At 72.2% G+C, this 17,654-nt stretch carries 14 protein-coding genes and 1 pseudogene; 8 read left to right on the top strand and 7 right to left on the bottom strand.

Translation table 11 applies throughout. The features are described 5' to 3' along the window. Positions 1 to 44: 44 nt before the first annotated feature. The 3 genes from ACFWVE_RS26585 to ACFWVE_RS26575 form a co-directional block, all read right to left on the bottom strand. On the bottom strand, positions 45 to 662 hold the full coding sequence (locus ACFWVE_RS26585) for a TIGR03086 family metal-binding protein (protein WP_384018819.1): 618 nt from the start codon (positions 660 to 662) through the stop codon (positions 45 to 47). A 123-nt stretch (positions 663 to 785) separates the two neighbouring features. Next, positions 786 to 1,979, bottom strand: coding sequence for a hypothetical protein (locus ACFWVE_RS26580; RefSeq protein ID WP_384018816.1), 1,194 nt, complete (start codon positions 1,977 to 1,979; stop codon positions 786 to 788). Continuing rightward, positions 1,976 to 2,947, bottom strand: a complete 972-nt coding sequence (locus tag ACFWVE_RS26575) for a 5-dehydro-4-deoxyglucarate dehydratase (protein WP_384018813.1) — start codon at positions 2,945 to 2,947, stop codon at positions 1,976 to 1,978. Before ACFWVE_RS26575 ends, ACFWVE_RS26580 begins: the two co-directional genes overlap by 4 nt. 214 nt (positions 2,948 to 3,161) lie before the next feature. Here ACFWVE_RS26575 and ACFWVE_RS26570 point away from each other — a divergent pair, with 214 nt between their 5' ends. The 7 genes from ACFWVE_RS26570 (at position 3,162) to ACFWVE_RS26540 (ending at position 10,698) form a co-directional block, all read left to right on the top strand. After that, entirely contained in the window at positions 3,162 to 3,971 is an 810-nt protein-coding gene (locus tag ACFWVE_RS26570; protein ID WP_384018810.1) for an NAD-dependent epimerase/dehydratase family protein, read from the top strand. 285 nt (positions 3,972 to 4,256) lie between these two features. Then, a complete protein-coding gene (locus tag ACFWVE_RS26565) occupies positions 4,257 to 5,027 on the top strand; it encodes a DeoR/GlpR family DNA-binding transcription regulator (protein ID WP_384018807.1) in 771 nt (256 codons plus the stop codon). A 161-nt stretch (positions 5,028 to 5,188) separates the two neighbouring features. Then, entirely contained in the window at positions 5,189 to 6,562 is a 1,374-nt protein-coding gene (locus ACFWVE_RS26560) for an ABC transporter substrate-binding protein (RefSeq protein ID WP_384018804.1), read from the top strand. Further along, complete coding sequence (locus ACFWVE_RS26555; RefSeq protein WP_384018801.1) at positions 6,559 to 7,500, top strand: carbohydrate ABC transporter permease; 942 nt, start codon at positions 6,559 to 6,561, stop codon at positions 7,498 to 7,500. Before ACFWVE_RS26560 ends, ACFWVE_RS26555 begins: the two co-directional genes overlap by 4 nt. After that, positions 7,497 to 8,360, top strand: a complete 864-nt coding sequence (locus ACFWVE_RS26550; protein ID WP_384018798.1) for a carbohydrate ABC transporter permease — start codon at positions 7,497 to 7,499, stop codon at positions 8,358 to 8,360. Before ACFWVE_RS26555 ends, ACFWVE_RS26550 begins: the two co-directional genes overlap by 4 nt. Next, positions 8,357 to 9,346 (top strand): zinc-dependent alcohol dehydrogenase family protein, encoded by a 990-nt coding sequence (locus ACFWVE_RS26545; protein WP_384018795.1) that lies wholly within the window; start codon positions 8,357 to 8,359, stop codon positions 9,344 to 9,346. The genes ACFWVE_RS26550 and ACFWVE_RS26545 overlap by 4 nt, the downstream gene beginning before the upstream one ends. A gap of 140 nt (positions 9,347 to 9,486) precedes the next feature. Next, positions 9,487 to 10,698 (top strand): TerD family protein, encoded by a 1,212-nt coding sequence (locus tag ACFWVE_RS26540; RefSeq protein ID WP_384018828.1) that lies wholly within the window; start codon positions 9,487 to 9,489, stop codon positions 10,696 to 10,698. 70 nt (positions 10,699 to 10,768) lie between these two features. Here ACFWVE_RS26540 and ACFWVE_RS26535 read toward each other — a convergent pair whose 3' ends face one another. The 4 genes and pseudogenes from ACFWVE_RS26535 to ACFWVE_RS26520 form a co-directional block, all read right to left on the bottom strand. Next, on the bottom strand, positions 10,769 to 11,368 hold the full coding sequence (locus ACFWVE_RS26535) for a TetR/AcrR family transcriptional regulator (RefSeq protein ID WP_384018792.1): 600 nt from the start codon (positions 11,366 to 11,368) through the stop codon (positions 10,769 to 10,771). Positions 11,369 to 11,431: 63 nt separating this feature from the next. Further along, positions 11,432 to 11,581 (bottom strand): annotated as a pseudogene (locus tag ACFWVE_RS26530) (aminocyclopropane-1-carboxylate deaminase/D-cysteine desulfhydrase family protein); the annotation flags it as partial. 480 nt (positions 11,582 to 12,061) lie between these two features. Next, on the bottom strand, positions 12,062 to 13,519 hold the full coding sequence (locus tag ACFWVE_RS26525) for an alkaline phosphatase PhoX (protein WP_384018789.1): 1,458 nt from the start codon (positions 13,517 to 13,519) through the stop codon (positions 12,062 to 12,064). Between the two features lie 313 nt (positions 13,520 to 13,832). Then, complete coding sequence (locus tag ACFWVE_RS26520; RefSeq protein ID WP_384018786.1) at positions 13,833 to 15,266, bottom strand: hypothetical protein; 1,434 nt, start codon at positions 15,264 to 15,266, stop codon at positions 13,833 to 13,835. 410 nt (positions 15,267 to 15,676) lie between these two features. Between ACFWVE_RS26520 and ACFWVE_RS26515 the strand changes: the two genes are divergently transcribed. After that, on the top strand, positions 15,677 to 17,503 hold the full coding sequence (locus ACFWVE_RS26515; RefSeq protein ID WP_384018783.1) for an endonuclease/exonuclease/phosphatase family protein: 1,827 nt from the start codon (positions 15,677 to 15,679) through the stop codon (positions 17,501 to 17,503). The last annotated feature ends 151 nt before the right edge of the window (positions 17,504 to 17,654 follow it).

Genomic DNA, 17,654 nt, shown 5'->3' with positions numbered 1-17,654 from the left:
CACCCGTCCTGCCCGGGTGCCCGGCCGCTCGGGAGATCTCCCGGTCAGGTCTTGGGCGTCCACCCCGGATCGCGGCCGCTCAGCCCCACCGTCCGGTCCAGCAGCGGGGCGTCGGACGGCACCGGCACGACGGGGCCGAAGACGCCCTCGTCGCCGTCCCGGCCGGGTTCCGCCGCGGCGGCGAGGAGGAAGGCGTGCGCGGCCTCCAGTGCGGCGGGGTCGGGGGCGTAGTCCCGGCCGGTGGCGCGGGCCAGGTCCCAGCCGTGGATCACCAGTTCGTCGGTGGCCACGGCTCCGGCCACCTCGCCGGGCAGGTCGATGCCCCCGGCCCTGGTCATACCGGTCCAGGCCGCCGGGTCCCGCCACGCCTCGGCGAGTTCACCGAGCACCACGGGCAGGTCCTCGCGCCAGCCGGGGTCGAGGTCCGGCAGGGCGGCGCCAGGGCTGGTGTCGGTGGTGGCGCCGAAGTTCTTGCGCCCTGCGTCACGGAAGGCGACGCACAGCCCGGCGAGGTGGCCCAGCAGGTTGCGCACCCCGTACTCCGGACAGGGTGTCCCGTCCGTCAGCTGCCCGTCGGTGACGCCCTCGGCGAGGCGCGCCAGGATCCGCGTCTGCGGTCCGAGGTCGAGGGTCGGGGTCGGGATCGGGATCGGGTCGGTCATGGGGTACTCCTCACGTTTCCACCCGCGGCGCCGCGAGCACGGACCCGAGCGGATCCGGGCACGGCGCCGCCGGTGGTTCGGCTGCTGGAGGGTGGACCGGCCCCGGCCCCGGAACTCATCGCCTCAGAGGCCGGCGAGCGCCCCGCTCACCTGTTCCAGATCATCGTCCGACGCCAGTCCCGCGTGATACAGCCGCAGTTCCGTCGCGCCGAGGCGGCGGGCCTCGGTCGCGTCCGCGGCGAGGGTGGCGGGGCTGCCGCCCATGCCGGAGACGACGGTGAAGTTGGCGGCGAGGACCGTGTCCGGACGGTTCGCCCGCGCCTCCCCCGCCCCCCGTGCCTCCTGTGCGAACGGGGTCAGCGAGGCGGGGCTTCCCGTGCAGGGGACGACCACACCGTCGGCGACGGAGAGGATGTGCGCGGGGTCGACGCCCGCGTTGGCGCCGCAGTGGTAGGAGACCGGGTCCGCGTGCAGCAGGACCTGGAAGCCCTCGGGGGCCGCGGCCCGGACCGCCCGGACCGCCGTCTCCTGGAGGGTGCGGGCCGTCGCGTCGCGCCATGCGCGCGTGGCGGCCGCCGTCTCCCCTCCGAGGAGCTTTTCGACTCCCGCCCAGCCTCCCCCACCGGAGGACGCCCCCCGCCACACCGGTTCCAGGACGGCCCGTACGGTCGCGGCCAGTTCACCGGCGTCCAGGCCCTGGGCCCCGTAGCCCTCGCGGCAGGACGGGCAGAAGCACAGGGACATCAGGTACTGCCCGGCGTCGCCCGGGCCGACGCCGGCGGTCTTGTCGTGGGCGTGCAGGTGGGCGAGGCCGTACCAGCCGAGGGACTCCAGTTCGGTGCCGCTCGCCCCGGGCCGTACCGCGGCCTCCGCGGCCAGGGCGGTGAGGTAGGCGCGCGTGGCGGGCTGGGCGATGCAGGGGGCCCAGGGATAACGGTCGCCGTAGGCGTTGACGACCGAGGTGTCCGGATGGTCGGCGCCGAGGCGGGAGTTGTGCGCGAGCACGACCCAGGTGTGCACCTGGAGGCCGGCGGCCGCGAGCGCGTCGGCGGCCTCGCCGAAGGCGTCGCCGGGTGCCCAGTCGCCGGACGGGTACGGGCGCGGGGTACGGCCGGCCCAGTGGGCGCCGGGCGGGTAGAGCACGGCCGCGTGCTCGGCGGTGACGATACGGTGGCGCGGGTGACGGGGAGTCAGCGCGCGCGTGGAGTGGTAGGCGGAGGCGAGCGTCGCCTGCGCCACTCCGAGCCCGGCGATCCGCGCGGGGGCCTCCGGATCCCCGTTGACGTCCCAGGGGTAGACGAACGCCGATGCCCTCACTTGGCCTCCTCGATCAGTGCGAGTCCCCGCTCGATCAGCCGAGCGAGTTGCTTGACATGATCCCCGGCCGGTTCGTCGAGCGGTGGCCGGACCTCGCCCACGTCCAGGCCGCGCAGCCGTACCCCGGCCTTGACCAGGGAGACGGCGTATCCGCTGCCCTGGTCGCGCAGTTCGACGAAGGGCCGGTAGAAGCCGTCGAGCAGGCGGTCCACGGTGGCCCGGTCGCCGGCGTGCAGGGCCTGGTGGCAGGCGAGGGCGATCTCGGGCACGAAGCAGAACACCGCGGACGAGTAGAGGGTGATGCCGAGGGCGCGGTAGGCGAGCTGGGTCTGTTCGGCGGTGGGCAGCCCGTTGAAGTACAGGAACTCGCCGGGGACTTCGGTGCGTACGGCACTGACGATCCGCTGCATGTGGTCGAGGTCGCCGTGACCGTCCTTGAGGCCGATGATCCCCTCGGTACGGGCCAGTTCGACGACGCTCTCGGGCGTGAACAGGGCGTTGTCGCGCTGGTAGACGATCACCGGGAGGGCGGTCGCCGCGGCGAGTTCGCGGTAGTGCCGGACCAGTCCCGTCCGACCGGCCCGCACCAGGTAGGGCGGCATGGCGAGCAGCCCGTCCGCCCCGGCCCGCTCGGCGATCCCGGCCCAGCGCACCGCGAGGCCGGTACCGTACCCGGCGCCCGCGACGACCGGGACGCGTCCGTCGGCCGCCTCGACGGCGACCCGCACGCACGCCTCGAACTCCTCGGGCGTCAGGGCGTGGAACTCCCCGGTGCCACAGCAGGCGAAGACGGCGGCGGCCCCGGCCTCGACCCCGCCGCGCACATGGAGCCGGTAGGTCTCGAGGTCGACGGCGCCGTCGGGTCCGTAGGCGGTGACCGGGAAGAACAGCGGTCCGCTGGGGATGCCGAGCCGGGTGGCGAGGGGGGCGACGAGAGGGGCTGACGTCACAAGCTCTCCCTGGTCCATATTCTTGATTGATGTCTACATTTCTGAACAATGACACGCTAGAGCTCTCCCGGGACGCCGGTCAAGCGTGCCGACCTGTCGCACGCCGGCCGATTCCCCTCACTCACAGGAGGGTGGGGGATACTTGACGGACAACGGGCCGCCTCCTTACCGTTTCCACGCATATGAATGCCGTGCGCACACATGCACGGCCGGTGACGCAAGGAGATCCTCGATGCCCGCTCCCCGCACCGTCCTGCTCACCGGCGCCGCCGGCGGCCTCGGCACCCTGATGCGGGGCCTGCTCCCGGACTACGGCTACGCACTGCGCCTGCTCGACCTGCGGCCGATCGAGGGCGAGCCGGACGCGATCGTCGCGGACCTGGCGGACCGGGAGGCCGTGCGCGAGGCGGTCCGCGGGGTCGACGCGATCGTCCATCTCGCGGGCATCTCCCTGGAAGCCCCGTTCGAGAAGATCCTCGCGGCGAACATCGAGGGTACCTACCACCTGTACGAGGCCGCGCGCGAGGAGGGCGTGGGGCGCATCGTCTTCGCCTCCTCCAACCACGCCGTCGGATACACCCCGCGCCCCCGGGGCGACGACCCCCTCATCCCCGTCGACACCCCACGCCGCCCGGACACCTTCTACGGTCTGTCCAAGTGCTTCGGCGAGGACCTCGCCCAGTTGTACTGGGACAAGCACGGCCTGGAGACCGTCTCCGTACGCATCGGCTCCTGCTTCCCCGAGCCGACCAGCGTGCGGATGCTCTCGGTGTGGATGAGCCCCGCCGACGGCGCCCGCCTCTTCCACGCGGCCCTGACCGCCGAGGACGTCGGCCACACGGTCGTCCACGGCTCGTCCGACAACACCCGGCTGTGGTGGGACCTCACCTCCGCGCGCGCCCTCGGTTACGACCCGCAGGACGACTCCGAGCCGTTCGCCGCGAAGCTCGTCGCCGAGCAGGGCGAACTGGACCCGGCCGACCCGGCACAGGCACGCCTCGGCGGACACTTCGTCACCGATCCGCCGATCTGGCCGTACTGACGGCACCGGCGCGGCGGCGCGGCGGGAAATCGACGTCCACAGCGGCGGGCGGGCACCGAACGGGCCCGCCTGCCGCCGCATTCGGGCATCCGCGATGCCCGCTTCCCTCGCCCCGTCCGCCCCCTCCCCAGGTCCGAGGAGGGCACCTCCCGAGCCGAACGGGCATAAACGGGCAGGACCGATCATGCAACAGACCTGGTCAGCTCCGCGCACCCGCTGTAGAAATTCCTGCAGGCCCTCACGGGGCCCGAACGGGCAACCAAGGCAGGAAGCAGGGGTGCGGCCATGAGCGACAGAACGGCCGAGGAGCGCCAGCGCGAGATCGTGCGGGTGGCACGCGCCACCGGCTCGGTCGACGTGACAGCGCTCGCCGCCGATCTGGGCGTGGCCAAGGAGACCGTACGGCGGGATCTGCGCGCTCTGGAGGACCACGGTCTGGTGCGCCGCACCCACGGCGGCGCCTATCCCGTGGAGAGTGCCGCCTTCGAGACCACGCTCGCCTTCCGTGCCACCAGCCACGTGGCCGAGAAGCGGCGGGTCGCGAACGCGGCGGCCGAACTGCTCGGCGACGCGGAGACCGTGTTCGTCGACGAGGGCTTCACCCCACAGCTCATCGCCGAGGCACTGCCCCGGGACCGGGCACTCACCGTGGTCACCGCCTCCCTGCCGGTCGCGGGCGCGCTCGCCGAGGCCGGCACCGTGTCCGTCCTGCTGCTCGGGGGCCGGGTCCGCTCCGGCACCCTCGCCACCGTCGACCACTGGACGACGAGGATGCTCTCCGGTTTCGTCATCGACCTGGCGTTCATCGGCGCCAACGGCATCTCGCGCGAACACGGTCTGACCACGCCCGACCCGGCGGTCAGCGAGGTCAAGACGCAGGCGATGCGAGCCTCGCGCCGCGTGGTGTTCGCGGGCGTCCACAGCAAGTTCGGGGCGGTCAGCTTCTGCCGGTTCGCCGACGTCGACGCACTGGAGGCGATCGTCACGAGCACGCTGCTCCCGGCGGCCGAGGCCCACCGCTACTCCCTGCTGGGCCCCCAGGTCATCCGCGTCTGACCGACGACGACCCGGCGGACCCCGTCGCATCACCGCACCACCGATTCACCGGTTCATCGATTCAGCGATTCATCGATTAACAGCACAAGGTTCCACTTCCCCCCCGGGCAGAGCCGCCCCAGGCGACGCCCGGTACCTCCCTATACGTCCAGGAGCGATCCATGCGAACCCAGAGCCGACGGAGGCCGCCGCGAGCCACACTCGCCGCGGTCGCCGCAGGGACGCTGCTCGCCCCGCTGCTCTCCGGCTGCTGGGTCGGAGCGGGCGGGGCCGGATCAGGCGGTGATGCCATCAACGTCCTGATGGTCAACAACCCCCAGATGGTGGAGCTGCAGAAGCTCACCGCCGCGCACTTCACCAAGGACACCGGCATCAAGGTGAACTTCACCGTGCTGCCGGAGAACGACGTCCGCGACAAGATCAGCCAGGACTTCGCCAACCAGGCCGGCCAGTACGACGTCGCCACCCTGTCCAACTACGAGATCCCGATCTACGCCCGCAACGGCTGGCTCAAGGAGATGGACTCGTACACCGACGAGGACCCCGACTACGACGAACAGGACATCCTCAAACCGATGCGCCAGTCCCTCACCGGGGACGACAACAAGCTCTACGGCCAGCCCTTCTACGGCGAGTCCTCGTTCCTGATGTACCGCAAGGACCTCCTCGAGCGGGAGGGCCTGACGATGCCCGCCAACCCCACCTGGCAGGAGGTGGGCGAGATCGCCGCGAAGCTCGACGGGGCCGAGCCCGGGATGAAGGGCATCTGCCTGCGCGGTCTGCCCGGCTGGGGCGAGGTCATGGCACCGCTGACGACCGTGGTGAACACCTTCGGCGGCACCTGGTTCGACGAGGACTGGAACGCCCGCCTGGACTCCCCGGAGTGGCAGAAGGCGGTGAAGTTCTATGTCGACCTGGTGCGCGAGCACGGCGAGGCCGGCGCCGCCCAGTCCGGCTTCGCCGAGTGCCTGAACAACACCACCCAGGGCAAGACCGCGATGTGGTACGACGCCACCTCCGCGGCAGGCTCCCTGGAGTCGGCCAACTCCCCCGTCAAGGGCAAGATGGGCTACGCCCCCGCCCCCGTGGAGAAGACGGAGTCGGCCGGCTGGCTCTACACCTGGGCCTGGGGCATCCAGAACGCCTCCCGGAACCCGGACAACGCCTGGAAGTTCGTCTCGTGGGCCTCCAGCAAGGAGTACGAGCAGCTGGTCGGCGACGAGATCGGCTGGTCCAACGTCCCGGCCGGCAAGCGCGCCTCCACCTACGAGAACCCGGACTACCGCGCGGAGGCCGGGGCCTTCCAGGAGATGACCAGGAAGGCCATCGAGCAGGCCCGCCCGGACGACCCGGGTGTGCAGCCGCGGCCCGCGCCCGGCATCCAGTTCGTCGGCATCCCCGAGTTCACGGACCTCGGCACCCAGGTCTCCCAGGAGATCAGCGCGGCCATCGCCGGACGCCAGTCCGTCGAGTCGGCCCTGAAGAAGTCCCAGCAGCTCGCCGAAGAGATCTCAGAGGAGTACGAGGGCCGATGACCGCCACGACAACGGCCCCCGTGGCCGCCCCGGACGTCCGCCCCGGCGGCGGACAGCGCTCCGACCGGCTGCGCGGCTGGGCCACCAGGGCCCCGCTGCTGCCCGCCCTGATCTTCATGATCGCGGTGACCCAGCTGCCCTTCGTGGCGACGCTGGTGATCTCCTTCTTCGACTGGAACTCCCTCTACCCCGACGCCCGGGAGTTCGCCGGCTTCGCGAACTACGGCGAGGTCCTCGGCGACTCCGACCTGCGCCAGTCGGTGTGGACGACGATCCTGCTGACAGTGGCGGTCGTCCTCACCAGCCTGGTCCTCGGACTGCTCCTCGCCCTGCTCCTCGACCGGAAGTTCCGCGGCCGGGGCATCGTCCGCACCCTGCTCATCGCCCCGTTCCTGGTGGTGCCGGTGGCGGCGGCCCTGCTGTGGAAGCACGTCCTCTACAACCCCGAGTACGGCCTGTTCAACGGCCTGCTGCACTACGTCGGCGGCCCGCAGCCCGACTGGATCTCGGGCACACCGCTGCTCGCGGTGGAGGCCGCGCTGGTGTGGCAGTGGACGCCGTTCATGATGCTGATCCTGCTCGCCGGCCTGCAGAGCCGGGACCAGGAGCAGATCGAGGCGGCCCGGGTGGACGGCGCGAGCGACTGGCAGATCTTCCGCCATCTGACCCTGCCGCACCTGCGCCGCTACCTCGAACTGGGCGCCCTGCTCGGGTCGATCTACATCGTGCAGAACTTCGACGCGGTCTTCACGATCACGTCCGGCGGCCTGGGCACCGCCAACCTCCCGTACACCGTGTACCAGACCTTCTACCAGGCCCACGAGAACGGTCTGGCCTCGGCCGCCGGTGTCCTGGTGGTCATCGGCTCGATCATCATCGCGACCTTCGCCCTGCGCGTCGTGTCGTCCCTGTTCCGCGAGGAGGCGTCCCGCGCATGAGCACCATCGCTGCACCCGACCGCGGCCGGCCGCGGACCCGGATCCGCAAGGGAGCCGGGCTCGGCCTGGTGGCCTGGCTGACCGGCATCGTCTTCTTCCTGCCGATCGCCTGGATGGCGCTGACGTCCTTCCACTCCGAGGAGGACGCGGCCACCAACCCGCCGTCGTTCACCGCCGCCCTCACCCTGGACGGCTACCGGGAGTTCTTCGGCGCGGGCGGCGGCGCGAGCCCCTGGCCGTCGCTGATCAACTCGACGGTGGCGTCCGTGGCCTCGATGATCCTGGTCCTGCTGCTCGCGCTCCCGGCGGCATACGCCCTGTCCGTCCGGCCGGTGAAGCGGTGGACGGACGTCCTCTTCTTCTTCCTCTCCACCAAGATGCTGCCGGTCGTGGCGGGCCTGCTGCCGATCTACCTGTTCGCCAAGAACGCCGGGATGCTCGACAACATCTGGCTGCTCGTCCTGCTCTACACCTCCATGAACCTGCCGATCGCCGTGTGGATGATGCACTCGTTCCTCTCGGAGATCCCGGTCGCGGTGATCGAGGCCGCCCAGATCGACGGGGCCCGGCTGCCGACGATACTCGCCCGCATCATCGCCCCGATGGCGCTGCCCGGCATCGCGGCGACGGCCCTGATCTGCTTCATCTTCAGCTGGAACGAACTGCTGTTCGCCCGGGTCCTGACGGGTGTGGTCGCCGAGACCGCCCCCGTCTTCCTGACCGGCTTCATCACCAGCCAGGGCCTGTTCCTGGCCAAGGTGTGCGCCGCGTCGCTCGTCATCTCCCTGCCGGTGCTCGCCGCGGGGTTCGCCGCCCAGGACAAACTCGTCCAGGGCCTGTCGTTGGGAGCCGTGAAATGAAGGCCGCCGTCATCGAGTCCGTGGGCCGGGCCGTCGTCGCCGAGGTCCCGGACCCGACGCCAGGGCCCCGCGAGGTCGTCGTCGAGGTCGCGGCCTGCGGGCTGTGCGGCACGGACCTGCACATCCTGCAGGGCGAGTTCGCTCCCAAACTGCCGATCGTGCCGGGGCACGAGTTCGCCGGCGAGGTGGTCGGCGTCGGCTCCCAGGTCACCGAGGTGTCGCTCGGCGACCAGGTCGCCGTGGACCCCTCCCTGTACTGCTACGAGTGCCGCTACTGCCGTACCGGCCACAACAACCTGTGCGAGCGCTGGGCGGCGATCGGTGTCACCGCGGCGGGCGGGGCGGCCCAGTACGCGGTGGCCCCGGTGGCGAACTGCGTCAAACTGCCCGAGCACGTCCGCACCCAGGACGCGGCCCTGATCGAGCCGCTCTCCTGCGCGGTGCGCGGCTACGACGTCCTGCAGTCCCGCCTCGGCGCGCACGTCCTGATCTACGGCTCCGGGACGATGGGCCTGATGATGCTGGAGCTGGCCAAGCGGACCGGCGCGGCGAGCGTGGACATGGTGGATCTGAACCCGGCCCGTCTGGAGACCGCCCGGCAGCTGGGCGTCTCCGCCTCGGCGGCGAACCCGGACGAACTGGACCGTCCCCAGGGCTGGGACCTCGTCATCGACGCCACGGGCAACGCGGCGGCGATCCAGGACGGCCTGGACCGCGTGTCCAAGGCGGGCACCTTCCTGCAGTTCGGCGTCGCCGACTACGCGACCCGCGTGACGATCGACCCGTACCGGATCTACAACCAGGAGATCACGATCACGGGATCGATGGCCGTCCTGCACAGCTACGAGCGGGCGGCGGAACTCTTCGCGAACGGCGTGCTGGACCCCGAGGTCTTCATCAGCGACCGCATCCCGCTGGACCAGTACCCGCAGGCGCTGGAGCAGTTCGCGGCGGGGGTCGGCAGGAAGATCGTGGTCGTGCCGTAGCGGTTCTCGCCCCCGGACCCCGCTCTGTTTTCAGCCCGTCCGGGGGCGCCTCCCTGCGCGAGGAGAACCGCGGGCCCGCCGAACGGCTCAAGGTAAGGGAACGGTAAAACACCCTCGCTCGTTCACCCGGCATGACAGCTATGACCCCCGGCTCGAACATCCCCCTCCCCACCGCCCGCGTGACGGTGGACGTCGCCGCCCCGGTGCGGCTCGACGTATCGGGCCTGCTGCTCACCGCCGACGGCAAGGTGCGCTCCGACGACGACTTCATCTTCTACAACCAGCCCGCGGGCCCCGGCGTGTCCCACCGCTCCGGCGGTGGCAGCGCTCCGGACGCCATCACGATCGACACCACGGCCGTCCCGCCCGGCATCGAGAAGATCGTCGTCACCGCGAGCCCCGACGCCCAGGGCCAGACGTTCCGGGGCATCGAACCGACCGCCACCATCCGGGGCGCGGACGACAACGCGGTCCTGGCCACCTTCACTCCCCCGCGCCTCGGCGACGAGACCGCCCTGGTGATCGTCGAGGTCTATCTGCGCAACGGCGTCTGGAAGGCCCGCGCGGTCGGCCAGGGCTACTCCAACGGCCTGGCCGGCATCGCCACCGACTTCGGCGTCACGGTCGAGGAACCGGCCGCCCAGCCCGCCGCTCCGGCGCAGCCGGCCACTCCCCCTCCGCCGGCGCCCCCGGCCCCGCCGACGACCGCCCCGCAGGCGCCGCCCGCCCCCGCCGCCGCGCCCCCGGCGCCGCCCGCCCCCGCGCCGGGCACCGGGAAGATCAACCTGGACAAGGGCCGGGTCAGCCTCCAGAAGAACCAGACCGTCTCCCTGATGAAGGGCGGCCGGCCGCTGCTCTCGCAGGTCCGGATGGGCCTCGGCTGGGAGCCGGCGTACCGGGGCAAGGACATCGACCTCGACGCCTCGGTCATCGCGTACGGCCCGCAGCGCAATCACATCGACAGCTGCTACTTCGGCAAGCTGCAGATCGTGAACGGCGCGATCAAGCACTCCGGCGACAACCTCACCGGCGAGGGCGGCGGGGACGACGAGACGATCACGGTGGACCTCGGCCGTCTCCCCCAGGACGTCTCCGGCCTGGTCTTCACGGTGAACTCGTTCTCCGGCCAGAAGTTCACCGAGGTCGCCAAGGCGTACTGCCGTCTCCTGGACGCCGCCACCGGCGAGGAACTGGTGCGCTTCGACCTCACCTCCGCCGAACCGCAGACGGGCGTGATGATGGCGAAGCTGATCCGTCAGTTCTCCGGCGAGTGGGAGATGACCGCGATGGGCGACTTCGTGAAGTCCCGCACGGTCAGGGGCATGGTCAAGCCGGCCGCCCAGGCGCTGTAAGAACCCCGGTCCGGGTGCGCCCGAGGGCGGAGGTGCACCCGGACCCGTCCTGCTGCGACTGCCCTGGCCGCTACGGCTGTTGCGGTCGCAGTCCCTCCGTCAGCAGCCCCAGATACCGGCGGATGTGCGTCCCCTCCCCGTCCGCCAGTTCCGAGGCCGTGGCGACCCCGTGGGCCAGGCGCAGCACGTCGACCGGCTCGATGTCCCGGCGCAGCGCCCCCGCCTCCTGGGCCGTGCCGACCAGCCGCGCCACCGCGCCCTTCAGGGGCTCGCAGCAGTCGGTGGTGTCGTTCACCGGACCAGCGTCGCCGCCGTCACCTCCGTCGCCCCCGACGGCGGAGCCCAGCAGGGCCCGCAGCCCTCGGATCCGGATCATCCCGGTGCCGAGTTCGTGGAGCCACTCGGTCAGCGCCTCGCCGGGCGGCAGCCGTTCGGCGAGTTCGCCGGCGCGCGCGGCGATCGCGTCGATGCGGTCGACGTAGGCGGCCTCCAGCAGTGCCCGGCGCGTGGGGAAGTGCCGGTAGAGCGTGCCGGAGCCGACTCCTGCCCGCTTGGCTATGTCGTCGAGCGAGGCGCCCTCGCCGTACGTGGCGAACGCCTCGACGGCCACTTCCAGCAGCCGCGCGTGATTGCGCCTGGCGTCCGCCCGCATGGCCCTGGCCCGCACCATCAGCCCCAGCCCTTCCCCGACCCCGGCAAACCCTCTCCGTACCCTACCGAGGGCCCGGGGCGGTCAGAACAGCGCGCTGTACGCGTGGAGTGCCGGCCGGCCGCCCAGGTGGGCGTGGAGGGCGGTGGGCTCGCGGCCGATCTCGCCGCGGGACACCAGGTCGACGGGTCCGGCCATCGGCTTGCCCTCCTGCACGGGGTCGGTGGCCGTTCCGGGAGCGGACCCCGCCCCGGGCGTCTCGGCCATGTCCTTGCCGGCCACCGGTTCGGCCTTCTTCCGTCGGAGCCGCACACGGTGCTCCTGCAGGTCCGTGGCGTGGGCGGGCGTGGGCTGTTCACGGGCGGGCTTGGATTCCATCCGTCCAAGCTGGCAACGGGCGCCGCCGACGGGTCTCCGAGCGGAGCTCGGCGCCGTCTGCCGACAGCGCCTCACCTCCATGGCGCCCGCGCCGCGCCGGACACTTGTTCCGTCCCGTTTCCCGCGGCCGTTCACCTGCCCTTCGTGCCCCGAACCGCGTACGCCGCTGCGCACCGTCCATGACGCGGGGAAGGACAGGCCTGCCGGACGGTCCCAGGACGGCCGGGCCCTCCTCGATGACACGTTCCGCCGGCCGGGCGGCCCGCACCGTGCACCGTGGCCCGGGGAGGGGACGGCCGCGGGCCGGGCCCGGCGGAATGGTTCCGTGCCGTGGGTTCAGTCGCGCCTCTGGCGCTTCCAGGGGCCCGTGATGGCGAGCATGATGCCCGGTTCCTGGATGTTGGCGTACAGGGTCTTCCCGTCGGGCGAGAAGGTGACGCCGGTGAACTCGCTGAACTCCGGCTCCTGTTCGGTGCCGATGTTCAGGTCGTTGCGGGCGATGGGGTAGGTGCGTCCGCTGTCGGTGGCGCCGAACAGGTGCTGCACGCCGTCGCCGTCCTCGGCGATGACCAGGCCGCCGTACGGGGAGACGGTGATGTTGTCGGGGCCGTCGAAGGCGCCGTCCTCGGAAGGGTCCGGGTTCACGCCGAGCAGGACCTTGAGGGTCATGGTGCGGCGCCGCGGGTCGTAGAACCAGACCTGGCCGTCGTGCTGAACGGGGCTCTCCTCACGGGCGTACGAGGAGACGAAGTACGCCCCGCCGTCGCCCCACCACATGCCCTCCAGCTTGCGGCCGCGGGTGATCTCGCCGGCCCCGAACTGCTCGCGCACGGAGACGGTCCGCGCGTCGCGGTCGGGCACGTCCACCCAGTCGACTCCGTACACCGTGCCGGTCCGGGTGGCTCGGGAGAGGTCGTCGACGAACCGGCCGCCGGAGTCGTAGCACTTGGGCGCCTGGAGGACGCCCGCGTCGTCCGCGAGGGTGCGGAACCGGCCGGGGCCGTGGCGGAAGTCCTTCGGCGGGGTCCAGCGGAAGAACAGGCCGTTGGGTTCGTCCGCGTCCTCGGTGAGGTAGGCGTGGCCGCGCTTGGGGTCGATGACGACGGCCTCGTGGTCGTACCGGCCGAAGAACTTCAGGGGCTTGGGATCCCGGTTGGCGCGCCGGTCGGCGGGGTCGACCTCGAAGACGTAGCCGTGGTCCTTGGTCATGCCGTTCTCGCCGGCCCGGTCGGAGTTCTCCTCGCAGGTGAGCCAGGTGCCCCAGGGGGTGCTGCCGCCCGCGCAGTTGTTGGCGGTGCCGGCGATGCCGACCCACTCGGCGACGCTGCCGTCGCGGCGCACCTCGACGACCGTGCAGCCGCCGGGCGCGCCCGGGTCGTAGACGAGGCCCTCGGTGAGGGGAACCGGGTGCTCCGCCTCGTCGCGCGGGCCGTCGATCTCGTGGTTGTTGACCAGCAGGGTGGTGCCGCGGGGGCCCTCGAAGGCGGCGGTGCCGTCGTGGTCGGAGGGGGTGTACTCGCCGGACTCCAGCCGGGTCTTCCCGGTGTACGTGAGGGTGCGGTAGGTGAAGCCGGCCGGCAGGGCGAGGATGCCGGCCGGGTCCGGGACCAGAGGACCGTAGCCGACCACGGGGTGGGGCCGCCGGGCCGCCTCCCGCTCCTCACCCGCGCTCTCGGCATCGTGGGACGCGAGGGCGCCCGGTGCGGAGGCGAGGGCGCCTACGCTGCCCACCAGTGCGACACCGGCACCGGCGACCGCGGATGTCCTGGCGAAGTCCCTGCGGGTGAGCGGCATGAAGCCTCCTGTGACGGTGGGTGGCCGTGCGGGGGGGGGGTGACGGGTCGGGCCTCGTTCACCCTCACGCTTCCGCCCATGTCTGAACGCCGGTTGAACTCCGCGGGGCTCCCCGGCGGCGGCTTCGGTGAACCGAGCGCGGACACGTCGGTGAACCCGCGCGCGAACACGCCGGTGAGCCGCACGCGGCCGCTTCGGTGGGCCACGCGCGGCTTCCCGTCCTGCTCGCTCTGCCCGCCCTGCCGGCCGACCGCCGTACGGCGTCCGCCCGCCCGGTCAGCTCCCCCTGCCGCGTGTCACCCCCTGCCGCGCGTCAACCCCCCTGCCGCGAGCGCGCCTTGAAGGCGGCCTTGCGTGCGGCCTTGGCGATCGCCTTGTCCGGGTGCAGCCGCCCCATCGCCTCCAGCACGTCCGCCGTGGCCGGGTGCTCCACCCGCCAGGCCGTGTCGAAGAAGCCGCCGTGCTGGCGGGCCAGACCTTCCACCAGGGCCTGCAGCTCCTCGGAGTTGCCCTCGGCCGAGAGCTGTGCGGCCACCGTGTCGATGGTCAGCCAGAAGACCATGGCCTCGGAGGGCGGCGGTACGTCCGTCGCCCCGTGCTCGGTCAGCCACACCCGGGCCAGCCCGCCGAGTTCCGCGTCGTCGAGCACCTCCCGCAGGGCGGGCTCGGCCGAGACGCCGACCAGTGACAGCGCCTGCTGGCACTGCAGCCGCCGCAGCGGCGCGTTCTCGTCGGTGCCGCGCGCGGCGGCCAGCAGCTCCCGGGCCGCGGCGAGGGGTTCGCGGCGGGCGAGCCACTGCTCGGTCTCCGCGTGGGCCGCCGCCGGCGGGAACACGGAGGTGCCGTCGAGCAGCGCGTCGGCGCCCTTGTCCGTGAGGTCCCCGACCGCCGGGGCGTCGAACCCTGCCTCCAGCAGGCGGGCGCGCAGCCCGTACAGGCCGAGCGAAGTCAGCCGCACCACGCCGTAGCGGGTGACGTCGGTGTCGTCCTGGGGCGGTGCGGGCTCCTCGTCACCCTCGGCCAGCAGTGCCTCGTCGACCGGCTGGTACTCCACGAGTCCGGCCGGTTCCAGCAGGCGGAACTGGTCGTCCAGCCGCATCATCGCGTCGGACACCTGCTGGAGCACGTCGTCGGTGGGCTCCGGCATGTCGTCGGGGACGATCACGGAGGCGGCCAGTGCGGGCAGCGGCACCGGCGAGCCGACGGGCTCCGCCTCGCCGGCGGTCAGGAGATACAGGTTGCCGAGGATCTCGTCGAGGAACTCCGCCTCGGCCTCCGGGTCCCAGCCGACCGAGGAGAGGTCGAGTTCGCCGGAGCCGTCCCCGGTGGCGAGGGCGTCGACGAGCCCGTCCAGGTCGGGCACGCTCGCGTCGGCGAGCACCGTCTCCAGAGCGGCGAGCCACACGGTGAGGACGTCCTGCGGCGAGCCGCCGGTGAGCAGCGCCAGGTCGGCGCCCGCGGTGACGGTGCCCTCCTCCTCGTCGACGACGTCGACGAGCCCGGCGTCCACGGCGACGCGCCATGCGGCACCGGCGTCGGCGGTGGCGTCCTCCCCGCTCAGCCCGAGCGCCTCGGCCGCCGCGGGCAGCTGCGCGTCGACGAGTCCGCCGCCGGCGTCGACCCGCGTTCCGGGCCCGGCCCAGCGGGCGAGCCGGGCGGCCCGGGACAGCAGCGGCGTGGACAGTGCCTCGCGCGCCAGCTCCGCTTCGGGGTGCAGCCGCGCCGGCGGCATGGAGCTGTCTGACATCGGCTGTTCTCCTCCGGAAAGACCCAGGTCCTGACCTCGGCGCCCTCTACGACTCAGCCGCTCAGCCTAGACGGATTTCCACCCGAGCCGCCCGCTTCACCTCTGCTTCGACCCGTGTACATGGCTGAAACCTTGACAAGTGGCCCGGCGAGGCTGGAGATTGACGCGCGTAGAAGTCGGCGGACAGTTGTTCACCGGAGCAGAAGCCACCCACGGGCAGCATGCACAGAGGCATCCTGGGGGTACTCGCAGGACTCACGGGGCCCACACCCTCTACGCGCGTCACGCCTGCCCGACCCGTCCCACACGTCCCCTCGGCCCCACCGGCCCGAACCGCTCCCGCCGTCCCAGCACGTCGCACGTTCTTCCACCCTCGTCCCGGCACTCATCACGTTCCCGGAGGGAATCCGTTGCCGAGCAAGTCGTCCGCGCGTCTCGCCGCGCTCACCGTCGCCGCCGTGTGCGCGGCGTCCACGATCGTCCTCACCTCGCCCGCGCACGCGGAGTCCGTGCGCATCCACGACATCCAGGGCCACACCCGGATGTCTCCGTACGTCGGGCAGCAGGTCACCGATGTGGCCGGAATCGTCACCGGCATCCGTACCTACGGCTCGTCCCGCGGATTCTGGATCCAGGATCCGGTCCCGGACGCCGACCCGGCCACCAGTGAGGGTGTCTTCGTCCACACGGGTTCGACCCCGCAGGGGGTCGCCGTCGGCGATGCCGTCACGGTCTCCGGCACGGTCACGGAGTACGTCCCCGGCGGCACCTCCTCCGGCAACCAGGCACTGACGGAGATCACCCGCGCCGCGTTCACCGTCGTCTCCGGCGGCAACCCGGTCCCGGCCGCGACCAGGATCGACGCCGGGTCCGTCCCCGCCGCCTACACCCCGGCCGGGGACAGCGCGGGGAACGGCTCGGTCAACACCCTGCCGCTGCGCCCGGACCGCTACGCCCTGGACTTCTACGAGTCCCTCGAGGGCATGAACGTCCAGGTCTCCGACACCCGCGTGGTCGGTGCCACCGACCCGTACACCGAGCTCTGGGTCACGGTGAAGCCGTGGGAGAACCGCAACCACCGCGGCGGCACGGTCTACGGCTCCTACGACGCCCAGAACACCGGGCGCCTGCAGATCCAGTCCCTGGGCCGGGCCGCGGACTTCCCCGACGCCAACGTCGGCGACACCCTCGCCGGCACCACCGCGGGCCCGCTGGACTTCAACCAGTTCGGCGGCTACACCCTGGTGGCCGGCGAACTCGGCACGCTCGAGAGCGGGAACCTGCGGCGCGAGTCGACCCGCGCGCAGCGCTCCGGCGAGCTGGCGGTCGCCACGTACAACGTGGAGAACCTCGACCCGTCCGACGACACGTTCGCCGCGCACGCCGAAGCGGTCGTGGGCAACCTGAAGTCGCCCGACATCGTGTCCCTGGAGGAGATCCAGGACAACAACGGCGCCACCGACGACGGCACGGTCGCCGCCGACCTGACGGTGGCGAAGCTGATCGACGCGATCGAGGCGGCGGGCGGCCCGCGCTACGACTGGCGCGGGATCGACCCGGCCGACAAGACCGACGGCGGTCAGCCGGGCGGCAACATCCGCCAGGTGTTCCTCTTCAACCCGGAGCGGGTCTCCTTCACCGACCGCGCGGGCGGCGACGCCACGACGGCCACCGGCGTCACCAAGGTGCGCGGCAGGGCGGCCCTGACGGTCTCCCCCGGCCGCATCGCCCCCGAGGCCGGGGCGTTCGAGGACAGCCGCAAGCCGCTGGCCGGCGAGTTCGTCTTCCGCGGCCGCACGGTCGTCGTGGTCGCCAACCACTTCGCCTCCAAGGGCGGCGACCAGGCCCTGACGTCGCAGTACCAGCCGCCGTCGCGCGGCTCGGAGACGCAGCGCCACCTCCAGGCGAAGGAGGTCCACGACTTCACCGCGAAGATCCTCGCCGCCCAGAAGAACGCGGACGTCGTCGTCCTCGGCGACATCAACGACTTCGAGTTCTCCACGACGACGAAGATCCTCGAGGGCCGGGGCACTCTCTGGTCGGCGGTCAAGTCCCTGCCGAGGAGCGAGCGTTACTCGTACGTCTACCAGGGCAACAGCCAGGTTCTGGACCAGATCCTGATCAGCCCGTCGATCCGCCGCGGCGGGGCGTTCACGTACGACAGCGTGCACCTCAACTCCGAGTTCCACGACCAGATCAGCGACCACGACCCGCAGATCCTGCGCTTCCGCCCGTAGGGGGTACACCCGTGCACCCGCGCCGAGGGCCGGCCGGGCGGTGCCCGCCCGGCGGGCCGCGGGCGGGGCCCCCCCCCCCCGGGCGCCGGCAGGGCGGCCCCCGCCCCCGCCGCCCCCCCCGCGGCGCCCCTCCCGCCCCCCGGCCCCCCGG

The sequence above is a fragment of the Streptomyces sp. NPDC058632 genome, from assembly GCF_042717095.1.
GTDB lineage: Bacteria > Actinomycetota > Actinomycetes > Streptomycetales > Streptomycetaceae > Streptomyces.
The sequence above is the reverse complement of the archived record's forward strand: the minus strand, read 5'-3'. Positions and strand labels throughout refer to the sequence as shown.

What these genes read in the sequence shown, in the direction of transcription:
- ACFWVE_RS26585 (WP_384018819.1), bottom strand. Translation starts at nt 662, where the DNA reads ATGACCGACCCGATCCCGATCCCGACCCCGACCCTCGACCTCGGACCG.
- ACFWVE_RS26575 (WP_384018813.1), bottom strand. Translation starts at nt 2,947, where the DNA reads ATGGACCAGGGAGAGCTTGTGACGTCAGCCCCTCTCGTCGCCCCCCTC.
- ACFWVE_RS26570 (WP_384018810.1), top strand. Translation starts at nt 3,162, where the DNA reads ATGCCCGCTCCCCGCACCGTCCTGCTCACCGGCGCCGCCGGCGGCCTC.
- ACFWVE_RS26565 (WP_384018807.1), top strand. Translation starts at nt 4,257, where the DNA reads ATGAGCGACAGAACGGCCGAGGAGCGCCAGCGCGAGATCGTGCGGGTG.
- ACFWVE_RS26560 (WP_384018804.1), top strand. Translation starts at nt 5,189, where the DNA reads ATGCGAACCCAGAGCCGACGGAGGCCGCCGCGAGCCACACTCGCCGCG.
- ACFWVE_RS26555 (WP_384018801.1), top strand. Translation starts at nt 6,559, where the DNA reads ATGACCGCCACGACAACGGCCCCCGTGGCCGCCCCGGACGTCCGCCCC.
- ACFWVE_RS26550 (WP_384018798.1), top strand. Translation starts at nt 7,497, where the DNA reads ATGAGCACCATCGCTGCACCCGACCGCGGCCGGCCGCGGACCCGGATC.
- ACFWVE_RS26545 (WP_384018795.1), top strand. Translation starts at nt 8,357, where the DNA reads ATGAAGGCCGCCGTCATCGAGTCCGTGGGCCGGGCCGTCGTCGCCGAG.
- ACFWVE_RS26540 (WP_384018828.1), top strand. Translation starts at nt 9,487, where the DNA reads ATGACCCCCGGCTCGAACATCCCCCTCCCCACCGCCCGCGTGACGGTG.
- ACFWVE_RS26535 (WP_384018792.1), bottom strand. Translation starts at nt 11,368, where the DNA reads ATGGTGCGGGCCAGGGCCATGCGGGCGGACGCCAGGCGCAATCACGCG.
- ACFWVE_RS26525 (WP_384018789.1), bottom strand. Translation starts at nt 13,519, where the DNA reads ATGCCGCTCACCCGCAGGGACTTCGCCAGGACATCCGCGGTCGCCGGT.
- ACFWVE_RS26520 (WP_384018786.1), bottom strand. Translation starts at nt 15,266, where the DNA reads ATGTCAGACAGCTCCATGCCGCCGGCGCGGCTGCACCCCGAAGCGGAG.